Origin of the sequence: Sphingobacterium sp. BIGb0165, from assembly GCF_024810095.1 — a bacterium.
In the GTDB taxonomy this organism is placed as follows: Bacteria; Bacteroidota; Bacteroidia; order Sphingobacteriales; family Sphingobacteriaceae; genus Sphingobacterium; species Sphingobacterium detergens.
Genome location: NZ_JANUEB010000002.1, coordinates 442468 through 458636, shown reverse-complemented (window position 1 = coordinate 458636; position 16169 = coordinate 442468). Strand labels below are relative to the sequence as shown.

Genomic DNA, 16169 nt, shown 5'->3' with positions numbered 1-16169 from the left:
AGGTGATATTGAGACATTTACAATATCACCTTGGTTAATATAAAAATAACATAAGAGAGAATAAAAATGTCAAAAACATTAGTAGAAAAGATTTGGGATGCTCACGTCGTCAAGCGTGAAGAGGGATTTCCTGATATTATATATATCGATACCCACTTGATTCATGAGGTTACTTCACCTCAAGCTTTTGATGGCCTACGCAAAAGAGGAATTCCAGTCTTTCGTCCAAAGCAAACGGTAGCTACTGCCGACCATAACGTACCGACCCTCAACCAACATTTACCAATTAAAGAAGAGCTATCGCGATATCAAGTTGATATGCTGACCAAAAATTGTACTGAATTTGGTATTGAATTATATGGTTTGGGACACCCTTATCAAGGGATTGTACACGTGATTGGTCCAGAGTTAGGTATCACACTACCCGGTAAAACAATGGTCTGTGGAGATAGCCATACCTCAACACATGGTGCCTTTGGAGCTATTGCTTTTGGTATTGGAACCTCTCAGGTTGAACAGGTCTTTGCGACGCAATGTTTACTGCAGTCCAAGCCCAAAACAATGAAAATTGAAGTCAATGGTACCTTGCAAAAAGGGGTTGGCGCAAAAGATATTATCCTCTATATTATCGCCAAGATTTCTGCAGCAGGTGGTACAGGCTATTTTATCGAATATGCCGGTTCAGCAATCCGCTCTTTGAGCATGGAAGCACGTATGACCATCTGTAACATGAGTATCGAGATGGGTGCACGCGGTGGACTTATTGCACCGGATCAAATCACATTTGATTATGTGGAAGGTCGTGAATTCGCACCAAAAGGAGAAGAATGGGACAACGCCTTAGCCTACTGGAAAACATTGTATTCAGACGAAGATGCCATCTTTGATAAAGTATTGACCTTTGATGCAGCAGATATCGCTCCAATGATTACCTACGGTACAAATCCAGGCATGGGTATGGGTATTGCAGAACATATCCCAGCAACAAGTGCACAACCTGAATCAGAAAGACCATCGTATCAAAAAGCCTTAGACTACATGGGCTTTAAAGACGACTCCACGGTCTTGGGAAACCGTGTTGATTATGTATTCATTGGAAGCTGTACCAACTCCCGTATCGAAGATTTACGTGAAGTAGCATCATTCGTTAAGGGAAAACAAAAAGCACAGGATGTCGAAGTATGGATTGTACCAGGCTCCAAGCAGGTAGAAAAACAAGCCAAAGAAGAAGGTTTGGATAAAATATTTGAAGCGGCTGGATTCCAATTGCGTGAACCTGGATGTTCGGCATGTTTAGGTATGAACGAAGACAAAATTCCTGCGGGTAAATATTGTGTTTCGACGTCAAACAGAAACTTCGAAGGGCGTCAAGGGCCTAACGCGCGCACCATGTTGGTATCACCACTGACAGCAGCAGCAGCAGCGGTAACGGGTAAAGTAACAGATGTTAGAGAGTTGATCTAGTACTGAATAGTGAGACATGAGAATTGATTTATTTTTGACTTTTTAATTTTTGACATGAAAAAATTTGAAACTTTAACATCACAGGTAGTTCCATTGCCTATTGAAAATATTGATACTGACCAAATTATTCCAGCACGCTTTCTAAAGGCGACCACACGAGATGGCTTTGGAGATAACCTTTTCCGTGACTGGCGTTTTGATAGCGAGAACCAGCCTAAAGCAGATTTCGTATTGAATAACCCAACCTATGCGGGAAAGATATTGGTTGCTGGTAAAAACTTTGGTTGCGGTTCTAGCCGCGAGCATGCTGCATGGGCAATTCAAGACTATGGTTTTGATGTGGTCATCAGTTCGTTTTTTGCAGATATCTTTAAAGGTAACGCCCTTAATAATGGTGTATTGCCGATACAGGTTTCGGAAGAATTTTTAGCGAAAATCTTCGAATTGGTACAGCAAAATCCAAACACAGAAATTATCGTTGATCTCGAAAAACAAACGGTTATGTTAACAGAGACTGGCGATCAATTTGAATTCGAAATCAATCCATACAAAAAATCATGCTTGATTAATGGATACGATGATATCGATTTCATCCTTAATCAAAAAGATTTAATTGAATCATTTGAAACAACTAGAAAATGGTAGACCCAGTCGTCCATATTGCCAATTTAACGATTCAGCATGGTAAAGATACCGTGCTGCAAGATTTAAATTGGCAAATTTTTCCTGGTGAACAATGGATCTTAGGTGGTCCGAGTGGCACTGGAAAAACAACGCTTGCGAAAGCAATTGCGGGACAACTAAAATATCAGGGCAGCCTATCCTTTCATCTAGATATGGATAGCCCTTTACCAGCTCTTGTGCATTACGTCTCCAATTGGTTTCAATTTACCAATCTGGAGGGTGATCGCAATTTCTATTACCAACAACGCTACAATAAATTTGCAAAAAACGATACACTAACGGTTTTTGCTGAATTAAAACATTTTGCAAAGGAACAACAGCTTGCCTTTGAAGATGTAGCACCTTACCTCTCTATCTTTGGATTTGAAAACTTCAAAGATCAACAGTTGATCGAACTTTCCAGTGGCGAACATAAAAGGCTACAGTTGGTCAAAGCGCTATGGCTTCAACCCCAGCTATTGATTATCGATCAGCCTTATACCGGGTTGGATGTGCAGTCCAGAAAAGATCTGAATCAGGTCTTTGATCAGCTTGCAGAAAAAGGTGTATCACTGCTGCTGATCAGTAATGATGACGAGCAACCTGATTGCATCAATCGTTTTGCTGAAATCCAGGAAGGGAAAATAGTCATTCGTCAAAACGGTGGCGAAATTTCAAAAGGAATACCACGAAAGCGAAAGGAATTACCTTATTTCTTGCAACAATCGCCTAAAGTCTCCGCTCCCATCATGGTAAAGATGAAACAGATTCATATTTCCTATGGCGAGAAGCAAGTCTTAAAAAATATTGATTGGGAAGTTAAAGCAGGTGAAAAATGGTTATTGCAAGGACATAATGGCTCTGGAAAATCGACCTTATTAAGTCTGATCAATGGAGACCATCCGCAGGCCTATGCAAATGATATCCACCTTTTTGGTAAAAAAAGAGGATCAGGAGAAAGTATCTGGGAAATTAAAGAACACCTTGGCATCATTTCTCCCGAATTACATTGGTACTACGATATGAATGCCAATGTAGGACAAACAATCGCCTCAGGGTTCTTCGACTCGATGAGTCTCTATCAGAAACTCGGGTACGAGCAACAGCAGAAGCTGGATCAGGTACTTCATTTTTTTGATCTCAAAGAAGTGAAGCATAAAACATTAGGATCTTTACCTTTAGGCCAACAACGATTAGCCTTACTAGCGCGAACCATCGTAAAACATCCCGAATTGCTTATATTAGATGAACCTTGTCAGGGATTAGACAAGGAACAATCGCAATATTTCAATGATGTGATCGATGACCTGAGCAAGAATGGCCAAACCCTTATTTATGTCGGTCATTTCCAAAGCCAATTACCAACCTGTATAGATAACAAGATGGTACTGGAAAAGGGTGAAATTAAATCCGTAGAACGAGTTATCCACAAAAAAGAAACTTTATCAACATAGAAATTGTGGAAAACGATAATTAACAATAGATATTTAGACAATGGACATGAGCAGATGTATATTCAAATTTTATAAAAATAGCATCTCAATACTCATATCTCAATACGCAATACTAATAAAACAATGAAAAAAAATATATTAATCATCCCTGGAGATGGCATTGGCCAAGAAGTAACAACATGGGGTAAAAAAGTTTTAGAAAAGATTGGTGAAAATTATGGTCATGAATTCAGTTTTGATGAAGCGATCATGGGACACACTGCGATTGAGGCTACAGGCAATCCGCTTCCGGATGAAACTTTAGCGAAAGCAAAAGCATCAGATGCTATTCTTTTTGGCGCGATCGGACATATCAAATACGACAATGATCCATCTGCTAAAGTAAGACCAGAGCAAGGCTTATTGAAGATCCGTAAAGAATTGGGTTTATATGCCAATCTTCGCCCTATCCTTTTATTTGATGAGCTATTGGATGCATCGAGTTTAAAGCCTGAAATCCTGCAAGGAACAGATATTCTTTTCTTCCGCGAGTTGACGGGTGACGTTTATTTCGGGGAGAAAAACCGCAATGAGGACAATACCTTCGCTTCGGATCTGATGAACTATCACCGTTATGAAGTAGAGCGTATCGCACGTAAAGCTTATGATGCCGCCCGTACGCGTAACAAGAGATTATGCTCGGTTGATAAAGCCAATGTATTGGAAACTTCCCGTTTGTGGAGAGAAGTTGTCCAAGAAATTGCGAAAGAATACCCCGATGTTGAAACAGAACACATGTTTATCGACAATGCAGCAATGCAATTGGTTAAGAATCCAAAGAAATTTGATGTCGTATTAACAGCGAATCTTTTTGGTGATATTTTGACAGACGAAGCATCTCAGATTGCGGGATCAATGGGTATGTTGGCCTCAGCTTCAGTCGGTGATGGCACAGGTTTCTTCGAGCCTATCCACGGTTCGGCACATGATATCGCGGGCCAAAATAAAGCGAATCCACTTGCCTCAATTTTATCAGCGGCATTGATGCTTGACATTAGCTTTGGACTTCAAGAAGAAGCAAAAGCAGTTACAAATGCTGTTGCTGAAACACTAAAAGCAGGTTGGAGAACGGGGGATATCGCCAATGCCCACACTGAAGCTTCTAAAGTCCTAGGTACGCAAGAAATGGGTGAAAAAGTATTAGCGTTTATTAAATAGTAATGAGATATGGGTAGGGAGTTTTGCTTCTTACTTTTTTATTTGTAAATCTTTTGAATTAAGAAATTATGTTACACGATCCTAATCATCTTTACATCTTCGACACCACATTACGTGATGGCGAACAGGTACCAGGATGCCAATTAACTACTCCAGAGAAAATTGAGATCGCAAAGGACTTAGAAAAACTAGGTGTCGATATTATCGAAGCCGGTTTCCCTGTTTCCAGCCCCGGAGACTTTCAATCTGTAGTAGCGTTATCCCAGGCGGTGAATGATGTTATTATATGTGCATTAACCCGTGCTAATCAAAACGATATTGACGTAGCTGCCGAAGCATTGAAATATGCCAAGCGTCCACGTATCCATACCGGCATTGGTTCTTCAGATATGCATATCAAATATAAATTCAATAGTACGCGTGAAGAAATTTTAGAGCGTGCGGTAGCGGCTGTAAAACATGCGAAATCCTATGTGGAAGATGTCGAGTTTTATGCAGAGGATGCGGGCCGTGCAGATCTGGAATTTTTAGCTAAAATGATTGAATCAGTTATTGCTGCTGGCGCGACAGTGGTGAATATTCCAGACACCAACGGATATTGCTTACCAGACCAATATGGTGCTAAAATCAAGTATCTCAAGGAGAATGTACGTAATATTGATCAAGCCATCATCTCTGCACACTGTCACAATGATTTAGGACTAGCTACCGCTAACTCCATCGCTGCAATACAAAACGGCGCCCGTCAGGTAGAATGTACCATCAATGGTATCGGTGAACGTGCGGGTAACACCTCATTGGAAGAAGTTGCGATGATCCTTAAAGTACACAACCAATCTTTCGGTAGCTTAACTTCAAATATTGATAGCCGTATGTTTACCTATATATCACGTAAAGTGAGTGAAATGATGAACATGCCTGTGCAGCCCAATAAAGCGATTGTTGGCCGGAATGCTTTTGCTCATAGTTCAGGTATCCACCAAGATGGCTTCTTGAAACACCGTGAAAATTATGAAATTATCAGACCCGAAGATGTGGGTCTTGACGATGCAGATATCATCTTAACTGCCCGTTCAGGAAGACATGCACTTAAACACCATTTAGAGCGCTTGGGTTTCCATCTTGAAAAAGATGATCTTGCGGATTGCTATCAACGCTTTTTGGTTTTGGCCGACGAAAAGAAAAATATTTGCGATGATGACCTAAAAAGCCTCATCCAAGAAAAGATATAAAAAAAGGAAAGGCTGCTGATGCAGCCTTTTTTTATCAAGAACATATTTTTTAAGAGGATTTCACAATCACATGTATACACTTTTTTGTTCTATTCACTCGTGGTCTTTCTCATAAAAATCAACTAAATTTAAATCAACTTTTAAACACAGTATAGGTAGAATCTCTAACATAGCGGTGGATATCCCCACTATCTTTACTACCTTCATTAGACATATCATCTAACTATGGATCTATCAACCCTAAACATCGATTCCGAAGCTACACTTGAGCGCATCAAATCTGTGGTCAATCGTACACCCCTACAATACAATCGACATTTATCCGAAAAATATGACGCAGAAGTCTATCTCAAAAGAGAAGATTTGCAAGTCGTACGTTCTTATAAATTACGTGGTGCCTACAATAAGATTATTTCGCTGACAGATGAAGAAAGACAACGTGGCGTAGTCTGTGCAAGTGCAGGTAATCATGCCCAGGGTGTAGCCTTTTCATGCAACAAATTAGATATTAAGGGCGTTATATTTATGCCTGGACCGACCCCTCGTCAAAAAATCTCGCAGACCGAAATGTGGGGTAATGGCAATGTTGAAATTGTATTGACCGGCGACACATTTGATGACTGTCAAAAAGCCGCTCTGGCGTACACAGAAGAACATGGTATGACTTTCATTCCCCCATTTGATGACCTCAAAGTGGTGGAAGGACAAGGTACTGTAGCCGTTGAAGCATTGCAGGATCTTCCCGATATGGACGCCATATTTATTCCGATCGGTGGTGGTGGACTAGCTGCCGGAGCAAGCTATTACCTGAAAAGCAAAAACAAAGCGATCAAGTGTTACGGTGTAGAACCTGAAGGTGCACCATCGATGCAGGCTGCTCTCGAAAACGACGCACCCTTTGAATTAGAGCATATCAACAAGTTTGTGGACGGAGCTGCTGTAAAAAAAATAGGAGCTATAACATTCGCCATTGCTAAGCAATTGCTTGATGATACACGCTCTATTCCTGAAGGTAAAATCTGTACCTGCATTTTGGAGTTATACAACAAAGATGCAATCGTCGTTGAACCTGCAGGAGCACTTTCTGTTGCTGCATTGGAGTTCCACAAAGATGAAATTAAAGGAAAGAAAGTAGTCTGTATTATTTCAGGTGGCAATAATGATATTGACCGCATGAGCGAGATCAAAGAGCTGTCTCTACTTTATGAAGGATACAAGCACTATTTTATCGTTCGTTTCCCACAGCGTCCCGGTGCATTGAAACTTTTCGTTTCCGAAGTTCTCGGCCCTAAAGACGACATTACGCGATTTGAGTTTATCAAAAAAACAGAACGGGAAAGGGGGCCAGCTTTAGTCGGCATTGAACTTAACAAGCCCGAAGATTACGCGACATTGATCGCACGGATGAAAGAATACAAATTCGATGTCATTGAAATCAATAAAGATCAAACATTATTCGAATATTTGGTCTAACAATAAAAAGCCAGGGATTAAATCCCTGGCTTTTTATTGTCGCCTGTTTCCTTTTTTACTTATGACGCTTGATAGACCCCGGTCACAATTTCGTCAAGTTCTAATAAATCAAAAAATTTTCATCATATAAAAATCTTATATTTAAGTGTTTAATCAAAAATAAGCACATATGAGAGTACTAATTCTAACGATTTTGACCCTAATCGGTCAACTTAGTTTCGCCCAGACAGACAAAAGCAAACGTCCAAGTCCTCCAGACAACACCAAGGTAACCACAACAGATGGTGTTACCATCGACATCAATTATAGCCGTCCTTCACTCAAAGGTCGCAAGCTCGGTGTTGATATTGTTCCTACGGGCGTGGTTTGGCGTACAGGTGCCAATGAAGCCACTACAATCGAATTCAATAAAGATGTATTGGTTGAAGGAAAAAAACTAGCCGCAGGGAAATATGGTCTTTACAGTATCCCTGGAGAACACGAAACAACCCTTATGTTCAGTAAAGTGTGGAACCAATGGGGAACAAAATATGACGCCAAAGACGATGCGCTACGCGTTTCGGTCAGTAATGGTAAGTCGGATAACAGTCAGGAACAGTTCAAAATAAATGCGACTCCTGAAGGTAGTATTTCACTGGAATGGGGAGAATATATCATTCCTTTCAAGGTCAAAGCAAGTAACTAGCTTAGCCGAGCATTCCGTTCTATAAAAATAGGCTACCCGTTGAAGTACAGCGGATAGCCTATTTTTGTATGTTCAAAAAGCAGTTCGTATGGGTAATCAATTACGTCTTTTCAGTAACGGTCTTGTCTGTTTTATTCAACCCGTACTTTACCATAAAGGCATTATACTCTTCCTCATCTCGATTCATTTTATCATACCAGTTCTTTTTGAGGATAAGCGTAGTAATACCCAATATCAAAATTGTTGCGAACAAACCCTGTCCCTGTTTGATCACAATATACATTGGCACCAAGGTCAGACAACATTGCCATACAATGCCAACGGCCACGTTGATCATATCCCGTTTAAAATGATTATTCTTCTTGAGATCCGGGTATTTCTCTAGTGCTTTTTGATGAATCGGTCCCCAAAATCCCCAAGGGCGTACACGTACATAAAAGTCTACCAGCACTACCTCCTCGGTAGGCCGGGATAACCATGTCCCCGCAAAACAGCCCAATAAAGATAGGACAAACAAAAAAGGAAAGAAATATAGTGGCAGTGTATCCGGAAAAACCTGTGGCAATATGATCGCGCCAAATATGCCCGCCAGCATCCCCCAGAAAAATCCGGCACCATTAAAACGCCACCAATGCCATTTCAATACGTTTGCGGCAATATAACCACCATATAACGCGGAGACAATCCATTGTAAAACGGAATTTATATTCTGCACATATAAGCCGATAATAGTACTACAGACGACCACAGCGATTGAAACAGCATAACTCAGACGGATCTGCTTTTTAGGTGAAGCAGAACGGTACATAAATTTCAACAACACGTCATTTACAAGATAAGCCTGAGCAGCATTTATCGTTGAAGCAAATGAAGACATGAATGCCGCCAATAGCCCAGCGAGCAATAGCCCAGTCAAGCCAACCTTGCCGAAGCGGCTGATAGCTTTAGGCAGAATAATTTCAAAATCCATCTGATTGCCCATATGTGCAAATTCATCCCGAAAAAATACTAGCGCTAATACCGTGAATCCCATAATCATCAGATACCGTGGGATAAGTAGAATGACCGACACTGAACCGCTCATTAAGGCAGCCTCCTTAGGGGATCTACAGGCTAATATCTTCTGCATGTCATAGTTGGCAGCCGGTCCTGCCATGCTCATAAATATGCCTTTAAATAGCATCATCATGACAAATACCGTAAAAAGATTATATTGATCGTCGGCGATCCGGTCCATTATGGAAGGAAGTAAAGTACTCCAGTCCAAATCCAGGTGCCAACCGAAGAAGGGAGAGTCCCAGCCTTCCGGTGTGTTTGCCGCCAATAGCTCGGGGCTAACCTGCTGCATGGCAATGACAGCGATGGCAATTCCCGAAATAATCATAATACCAAACTTGACCATATCCGCCCACACAATACTATGCATCCCACCAAGCATGACGTAAAAAGTCGTAATCGCTGTAAAGAAAATACCATACAGTTGAGGGGCCATCGCCGGATCAATCCTCAATGGAATAAAGCGGGATACCTGTTCCCACGGAAAAAAAACTTCCATGAATTTCCCTATACCGATAAAGCCGTAACACAGAAAACCCATTACCGCAACAATGGCATATAGAATGACGATGGTATAGGCTCCATCAGCTCCCCGGCCATGACCAAAACGTGTACGGATCCATTCTGCTCCAGTCAGGACATTGGATCGTCGCAACCAGACCGATAGATAGACCATCAAAAAAATCTGATTGAAAACAGGCCATAACCAGGGGATCCACATGCTTTTTAAGCCATATACAAAAGCAAGGTAGACCATCCACATGGTTCCCGAGATGTCGAACATACCCGACGCATCAGAAATACCGAGCATATAATAGGGAAGCGTTTTTCCGCCTAAAAAATAGGAATCAAGATTCTTGGCTGCTCGCTTTTTAAGGATCAAACCAATGACAATCATCGCAAGCAAATAACTGACGATGATAACTATATCTATTACGGAAATTTCCATGAATATTCTTTTCGTGGTCATCCGCAATCTACAATTATATTTCTATTTCTCCAATTGATCAATCACGACCGAAACTGGGTAGTGATCGGATATCCCCTCCAGTGCAGGACCATTATGCACTTCCACCTGTTTCACATGAGATGCTAAAGGCTCAGACAACAAAATATAATCAAGACGTTCAGAAACAGCCTCTAACCGGGAGTCTCCCCATTTCCAATTATAAAGCGTCGCTGCAGGGTAGCTGGCACGTTTGATTTCAGGGAATACATACCGTCCGATACAATCTTCAAAACCGGCGGTCAGAAAAGTTGATAATACACGATAATCAAATCTACCGCCGTTCATATTGCCATACTGTGGATGCTCCTGATCCCATTTCATCAAATTTGTCTTCAATACAGATTGCTTTTCTAGCCAAATAGCGTCCAATGGGGAGTATGCATTTAGGTCTCCCATAATAACACAACTGTCCAGGTGATTGTTCTTTACATAATCTACAATTTGTCTCGTCTCTCCAAGCCGGTATTTCCAGGAAAAAGGACTTAAATGTGTTACGATAAGATCTAAATTTTTGATCTTCACATGCAACATCCCATGCCAAAACTGATCTACTTGAGCTTTTACAAGTCTGATCGGATAACGTGAGGAAATACCGACAGGATAGCCTTTCTCTTTTAATAAAACCGTGTAGGTATGTCCATATGTTTGAGCCAGTTCTGCGAGATCTGTTTGCTTAAAATCGACCAGTTCCTGCAATGCCACAATATCAGGCTGCTCCTTTCGCATCCAATCACTAAATTTATCCTTTCGATCCTGCTGCTTCTCAAAACCATTCCAGATATTATAGGAGATAATTTTTAAGGTACTCGGTTCCTGAGCGTGCACAGAAAACGCCAAACTGAAAAGACTGATCAAAGCGAGAATTTTAACACAAACATTCTTTAACATAGCATTGGTTTGTTCATTGTACATTTTTTTATTCATTTTATTGCACTGCAACTGAAGTGTGCTAAGCGCACTATTTTAGGCATACAATTTACGATCATTTACTGTGGCTCTGTTATACTTTGTATTTCTTGCTGATCGAACACTATTGCGAGAGATGGCCAACCTCTCCTCGACTTTTATTATTTATATAGTGCATGTTATGATCAATCAGATTAATCACCTTGCGTAATGATTCCGCTGAGCGGAGTCCATCTGCTGGTGTATTCAGGCAATAATCCAACAATTTGGTTACAGAAGAAACCGCAACATGCGTACGCGTATCACTGGAGGCATAATAAATATACACGGTACCATCCGCATCCATGATCCAGCCATTTGAAAAAAGTACATTGGAAACATCTCCCACCCTTTCTTCACCTTCGGGGGCCATAAGATAGCCCGCGGGTTCTGCAATTAATTCACTTGGATCCTCTAGGCTCGTGAGATAAAGGTATAATACATAACGTAAGCCTGCTGCAGTTCCCCTGACTCCGTGTGCGAGGTGCAACCAGCCTTTCTCTGTCCTTAGCGGCGCCGGCCCTTCCCCATTTTTTAGTTCCTTGATGGTATGATAAAAACGTTTATTAATAATCTTTTCCTCGTGGATAACAGCTTTAGTGATATCTTCCACCAGGGCCCATCCAATACCACCGCCACTTTTTGCCAGAATAAAATCGTCCTGAGGACGTGTATAAAACGCGTATTTTCCTTCCACAAACTCAGGATGCAGTACCACATTGCGTTGCTGGCTGCCAGCTTTTAAATTAGGTAATCGTTCCCAATGTATCAAATCTTTTGACCGAATGATTCCTGCAGAGGCAACGGCACTAGAAAGATCGCCCGGAGCAGCATCAGACGCACGACGTTCACTACAGAAAATTCCATAGACCCAGCCATCGTCATGTGCCGTAAGCCGAAGATCATAAACATTGGTTTCATCAGATTCCGAATCCGGGAGTAAGACAGGATGATCCCAGAAGCGAAATTGGTCAATTCCATTGTCACTTTCGGCAATTGCAAAGAAAGACTTCCGGTCTACCCCCTCCACACGAACGAATAACAGGTACTTTCCTTTCCAATAGATTGCTCCGGCATTCATGGTTGAGTTGAAGGCAATTCGCTCCAAAAAATGAGGATTTGTCAATGGATTGAAATCGTAGCGCCAGGTAAGCGGAATATGTTCTTTGGTGACAACAGGGTTAAAATAACGTGTGACAATTCTTCCCGGACTGGATAATCCAACGTTTGCTTTTTCTAATAATAAACGTTGTGTTTCGATAATATAAGCTTTTTGGCGTTCAAAGGATTCGGACATAAAATTGCGTAAGTTCAAAAAAATAGTTCTTTATAAATTCGTTGGATAAAGTGGTATACGTGTTACCCTGTGAAATGCTGTTCCGCTACCGGTAGCAATTTCAAGTTCAAACAAAACTTCCTTTGTCTTCGGATCAATTTCCATCACGCGGCCTCCGGTTCCTATGCTTGTTTTCACCCCCATACCTGGGAAAAACAAAATATTACCAGTCTGCGGCAGGTATTGTACTCCAGATAAAGCTTGAGAAAATGCATTTGCTCCTCTTTCTTTGCCATAAGACCAAAGTTGTTGTACTGTTTTCTTAGCCGCATCAATTTTATATTCGACCACTCGGCTATAATTGTTTACACCCGTTCCAAAATTGGGGATCCAACTTCGATTGTATCCATTATCAAAGACTAAAATACGATCTTCGGAAAGTGCTACTGGTGTATGAGGGCCCCAGGGCCAGTCAAATCCCGCGACACTTGCATCACCATTGATGACAGCTGGATCGGTAATAAGGGTACCATCTTCGGCGATAGGTTTTAGCAACAACGATTGATAATTGGCTCCCCAGAATTTATGTGGAGAGATCATCCATTGGGGTTGTCCTGCATGGTTAAAACGCACAATACCCTGATAACGTAAGGTCGCCAATAAGTCATTTCCTATCTCGGCAATGGAGTTGTTGTGTGCCCAGTTATTTGCTGTCTGCGAAAATGCAGGTGGCGTAATACCGTCAGGTTTCACGTAACGAGTGGTATCAAGCTGCTTGGCCAGATCCCATTCATTGACTAAACTCCCTGTTTGGGGATTCAGTTCAACGATATAGTCATTGATACGCGGTTCACCATTAACTAAACGCGCGGCTGTTTTTGTCACTGTTATTAAAAAATTGCCGTTGGCAGCCTCTGTAATTTCATGGTGAAATCCGAATCCCAGTTTAGCGAGGTCCCATTCTCGCTTCAAATTACCGAACATATCAATTTCCACTACCCTTTGCTGTGCTTGATCACCAGCAATAAAAGTTCCGCTTTTCGTACGCTTGAGGCCAATGGAATAAGAGAGCCGTTTTAGTTCGGGAGATGATTTGAGCTGCAGAAGCCAGCGCAATTCCCCTTCCTGATCGATCATGTAAGGAAGTGAAACATCAGCTTCACTCTGACCGGGATAATGCACCAGATTGACACCCGGTTCCATTTTACCGGCTTGGGCTTTTACAATCTTCCACCTTGGGAAGTCCTGTAGACTCAATGCCGCAGTCTGGATATGTATGGTCGTTTTCCCTCTTTCATTGCCTTCCCGATCGGTAAAAATCAAATCGATAACATTATCGTGATCAGGATATAAGCCCAGAACAGGCACACTTTGTCGCGGAATATCGGTATGGCACAAATGTGTAATTGCACCCGCAGCTCCATTTTTTCCTTTCACGGTCACTTTCACACGACCATAAGTAGGCAGCCACACATCGACCATCGCCGCCAACGGATTATACCCGGAGGGGTTGAGCTTGATCTTTTCAATAATATAATCGAGTGATGTCCCTTTCGTCGGAACGACCAATTTGGAACCGTCACTAAATGTAAGATCAGTCCGCCAGCGGGCCAGTTCAGGTTCTATTTTTGAAATATCCGCCAACGGAATGTTTACACTTCCTTTTTCAAAATTGAAGATATACCCATCCACTTTCTTAGTGACGTCCAATAGCAATTCGCCATCCTTAACCTTTACATCCAGGGAAAGCTTAGCTGTTGATTCTACTGCCGTTTCCCGGTCTTTCTTACAAGAAACAAACAGCAACAGTAAGGTTGCTCCATATAAGAGCAAACCTGCAAAAGTACTACCTATTTTTCTCGTTGCTATCATACGTTTATTTCGTTAAATTCGAGCTTTTCTAATATTCCAGCAGTAGGAATTCTACTGCTGGAGAAAAATTTAGGTTTATGTATGCAGTATTGTACTATCAATTACTGCTTTTTGGGGGGTATTTTAATTAGATAACTTACCATGTTCAGTGTCAACCGAAGCCATAGGCTATCTCACATCTATCGCCACAATGGATGCTGCTGAATTTTTGAATTTGTATTGATTTCAGCTTCCGGAATCGGCAAATAGTAATGCTTAGGCTGGAAATTATTAGCACCCTGCTTTTTATTATCGACAAAGATCTGTTTCATTTGTGCGGGTGTATACCAACGTTTTAGATCGAAAAAGCGATGTCCCTCAAAGAAAAATTCCAGCTCATTTTGTTTGATCACCTCCTTCATCAGCTCATCGGCATTGGCCCAGGTTTTATTTGCTAAACCCGCACGATCACGAACACGCTTCAAACTAGATGCGGCTCCCGCTGTATTTCCATTTTTTGCACAGGCTTCGGCATGCAATAACAAAACTTCAGCAAAACGGAATACGCGAAGATTATTATTCCGGTTAGCGGCGTCATACATACTATTCGCTCCGGATATATTTCTATAAAAGTTGGTATATTTCTTAATCAGGAAACGACCAGTTTTACCATCAATTGCGGGAAAAGTGGGCTCGCCGCGTTGACGTTTAGGTCCAGCATTGCTCCACATCAGGTCAAAAGATTGATTACCAAACCAGGCACCATCAGTAAGCCCTGTTTCATAATCAGAGTATTTCCAAAAGAAACTCGTATACATCCTTTTATCAAAGCGCGTATCAGAGCCCACAGGACGTTCTTCGGAAATAAAGTCACGAACGACAGCTGCCCCCGGCATTAATTTAAACCAAGCACCTGTACCATCTGGTCCAGCAAAATTAGGTAGAACGAATCCCATTGCACAAGAAGCACAATCTACGCCCCAATTTCCATCTCCTCCAAATTTGCTGTCGTAGACTATTTCCCAAACTGACTCTTTATTAAGCTTGGTCGTTTCCTTGAAATTATCTTCAAAATTAGCCGTCAAATCGTAAGTATAGGGTGCTGTCAATAAGGTTTTCAGTTCTGCTTCGGCCTCAGCGTACTGCTTACTGTATACAAGTGCCTTACCCAGATAAGCAATCGCCGCTCCTTTCGTAATTCGTCCAGCTTCGGCTGCCGATCGTGTTACTGGTAGATTGTCCTTCGCTATTTTAAAATCTGCAACTACCTGTTTCCATACTTCGGCCTCGGCTGCAGAAGGTTTGCTCGCACCGTCTGGATCATCATCTGTCGGTAACAATCTCAAAGGCACATCACCATAATTTGCCGCCAGCAGAAAATAATACATTCCTCTTAAAAAGTTCGCTTCCCCGATCAATTCCTTCTTCCTGTTTTCATCCATCGAAACACGTGGAATATTTTTCAGAAATACATTCGCTCTGTTTATTCCATTATACAAGCTTCCGAAATCGCTCTCCGGTGTACCTGCTGAATTGAGAAAATTGATATATTCCCAAGTAAACGCCTCTTCACCGCTGAGAAACCACATATCATCCGCCCTGTTCATCGTTTGATAACCACCATATGCTCCATAATAGCCTGACATTTGTGAGCGAATTGGTGAATAAATAGTAGCCATGGCAGATTGAGCGTCGGACTCAATTCTCCAATAGGTTTCCTCAATAGGTAAATTAGGATTGGTTCGATCCAAAAAATCTGACTTACAGCCTCCTAAGAACAATAAGGACGCTGCTATAACCGTATATTTTTTTATTGAAAAGTTCATCTATATCGTATTTAAAACATAAAATTTATTTATATAAC

The 16169-nt window shown here is 41.5% G+C and carries 12 protein-coding genes; 7 read left to right on the top strand and 5 right to left on the bottom strand.

What is annotated here, in order from left to right; genetic code table 11:
* Positions 1–66: 66 nt before the first annotated feature.
* The 7 genes from leuC (at position 67) to M2408_RS05585 (ending at position 8168) form a co-directional block, all read left to right on the top strand.
* Positions 67–1464: a 3-isopropylmalate dehydratase large subunit gene (gene leuC, locus M2408_RS05615; protein WP_259180048.1), complete on the top strand. Its 1398-nt coding sequence runs from the start codon at positions 67–69 to the stop codon at positions 1462–1464.
* A gap of 54 nt (positions 1465–1518) precedes the next feature.
* Positions 1519–2109, top strand: coding sequence for a 3-isopropylmalate dehydratase small subunit (leuD, locus tag M2408_RS05610; RefSeq protein ID WP_259180046.1), 591 nt, complete (start codon positions 1519–1521; stop codon positions 2107–2109).
* A complete protein-coding gene (locus M2408_RS05605) occupies positions 2103–3581 on the top strand; it encodes an ATP-binding cassette domain-containing protein (protein WP_259180045.1) in 1479 nt (492 codons plus the stop codon). Before leuD ends, M2408_RS05605 begins: the two co-directional genes overlap by 7 nt.
* Positions 3582–3704: 123 nt before the next feature.
* The gene (gene leuB / locus M2408_RS05600) at positions 3705–4778 is read left to right on the top strand and encodes a 3-isopropylmalate dehydrogenase (RefSeq protein ID WP_120260213.1); all 1074 of its coding nucleotides are present in this window, start codon (positions 3705–3707) and stop codon (positions 4776–4778) included.
* A 68-nt stretch (positions 4779–4846) separates the two neighbouring features.
* Positions 4847–6010 carry a 2-isopropylmalate synthase gene (locus tag M2408_RS05595; protein WP_259180042.1) on the top strand — a complete coding sequence of 388 codons (1164 nt, stop codon included), beginning with the start codon at positions 4847–4849 and terminating at the stop codon, positions 6008–6010.
* Positions 6011–6235: 225 nt separating this feature from the next.
* A complete protein-coding gene (gene ilvA, locus M2408_RS05590; RefSeq protein WP_259180040.1) occupies positions 6236–7483 on the top strand; it encodes a threonine ammonia-lyase IlvA in 1248 nt (415 codons plus the stop codon).
* A 169-nt stretch (positions 7484–7652) separates the two neighbouring features.
* A complete protein-coding gene (locus tag M2408_RS05585) occupies positions 7653–8168 on the top strand; it encodes a DUF2911 domain-containing protein (protein WP_259180038.1) in 516 nt (171 codons plus the stop codon).
* Between the two features lie 100 nt (positions 8169–8268).
* Here M2408_RS05585 and M2408_RS05580 read toward each other — a convergent pair whose 3' ends face one another.
* The 5 genes from M2408_RS05580 to M2408_RS05560 all read right to left on the bottom strand — a co-directional run bounded on the left by M2408_RS05580 (position 8269) and on the right by M2408_RS05560 (position 16131).
* Entirely contained in the window at positions 8269–10173 is a 1905-nt protein-coding gene (locus M2408_RS05580) for a sodium:solute symporter family protein (protein WP_259180036.1), read from the bottom strand.
* A gap of 42 nt (positions 10174–10215) precedes the next feature.
* Positions 10216–11145 carry an endonuclease/exonuclease/phosphatase family protein gene (locus M2408_RS05575; protein WP_259180034.1) on the bottom strand — a complete coding sequence of 310 codons (930 nt, stop codon included), beginning with the start codon at positions 11143–11145 and terminating at the stop codon, positions 10216–10218.
* 118 nt (positions 11146–11263) lie between these two features.
* Positions 11264–12475 carry a glycosidase gene (locus tag M2408_RS05570; protein ID WP_259180033.1) on the bottom strand — a complete coding sequence of 404 codons (1212 nt, stop codon included), beginning with the start codon at positions 12473–12475 and terminating at the stop codon, positions 11264–11266.
* Positions 12476–12505: 30 nt separating this feature from the next.
* Positions 12506–14326, bottom strand: a complete 1821-nt coding sequence (locus M2408_RS05565; protein ID WP_259180030.1) for an aryl-sulfate sulfotransferase — start codon at positions 14324–14326, stop codon at positions 12506–12508.
* A gap of 179 nt (positions 14327–14505) precedes the next feature.
* On the bottom strand, positions 14506–16131 hold the full coding sequence (locus M2408_RS05560) for a RagB/SusD family nutrient uptake outer membrane protein (RefSeq protein WP_259180028.1): 1626 nt from the start codon (positions 16129–16131) through the stop codon (positions 14506–14508).
* Positions 16132–16169 lie beyond the last annotated feature (38 nt).

Bases quoted from the DNA above. Each gene is read 5' to 3' on its own strand.
- leuC (WP_259180048.1), top strand. From the start codon at position 67: ATGTCAAAAACATTAGTAGAAAAGATTTGGGATGCTCACGTCGTCAAG.
- leuD (WP_259180046.1), top strand. From the start codon at position 1,519: ATGAAAAAATTTGAAACTTTAACATCACAGGTAGTTCCATTGCCTATT.
- M2408_RS05605 (WP_259180045.1), top strand. From the start codon at position 2,103: ATGGTAGACCCAGTCGTCCATATTGCCAATTTAACGATTCAGCATGGT.
- leuB (WP_120260213.1), top strand. From the start codon at position 3,705: ATGAAAAAAAATATATTAATCATCCCTGGAGATGGCATTGGCCAAGAA.
- M2408_RS05595 (WP_259180042.1), top strand. From the start codon at position 4,847: ATGTTACACGATCCTAATCATCTTTACATCTTCGACACCACATTACGT.
- ilvA (WP_259180040.1), top strand. From the start codon at position 6,236: ATGGATCTATCAACCCTAAACATCGATTCCGAAGCTACACTTGAGCGC.
- M2408_RS05585 (WP_259180038.1), top strand. From the start codon at position 7,653: ATGAGAGTACTAATTCTAACGATTTTGACCCTAATCGGTCAACTTAGT.
- M2408_RS05580 (WP_259180036.1), bottom strand. From the start codon at position 10,173: ATGGAAATTTCCGTAATAGATATAGTTATCATCGTCAGTTATTTGCTT.
- M2408_RS05575 (WP_259180034.1), bottom strand. From the start codon at position 11,145: ATGTACAATGAACAAACCAATGCTATGTTAAAGAATGTTTGTGTTAAA.
- M2408_RS05570 (WP_259180033.1), bottom strand. From the start codon at position 12,475: ATGTCCGAATCCTTTGAACGCCAAAAAGCTTATATTATCGAAACACAA.
- M2408_RS05565 (WP_259180030.1), bottom strand. From the start codon at position 14,326: ATGATAGCAACGAGAAAAATAGGTAGTACTTTTGCAGGTTTGCTCTTA.
- M2408_RS05560 (WP_259180028.1), bottom strand. From the start codon at position 16,131: ATGAACTTTTCAATAAAAAAATATACGGTTATAGCAGCGTCCTTATTG.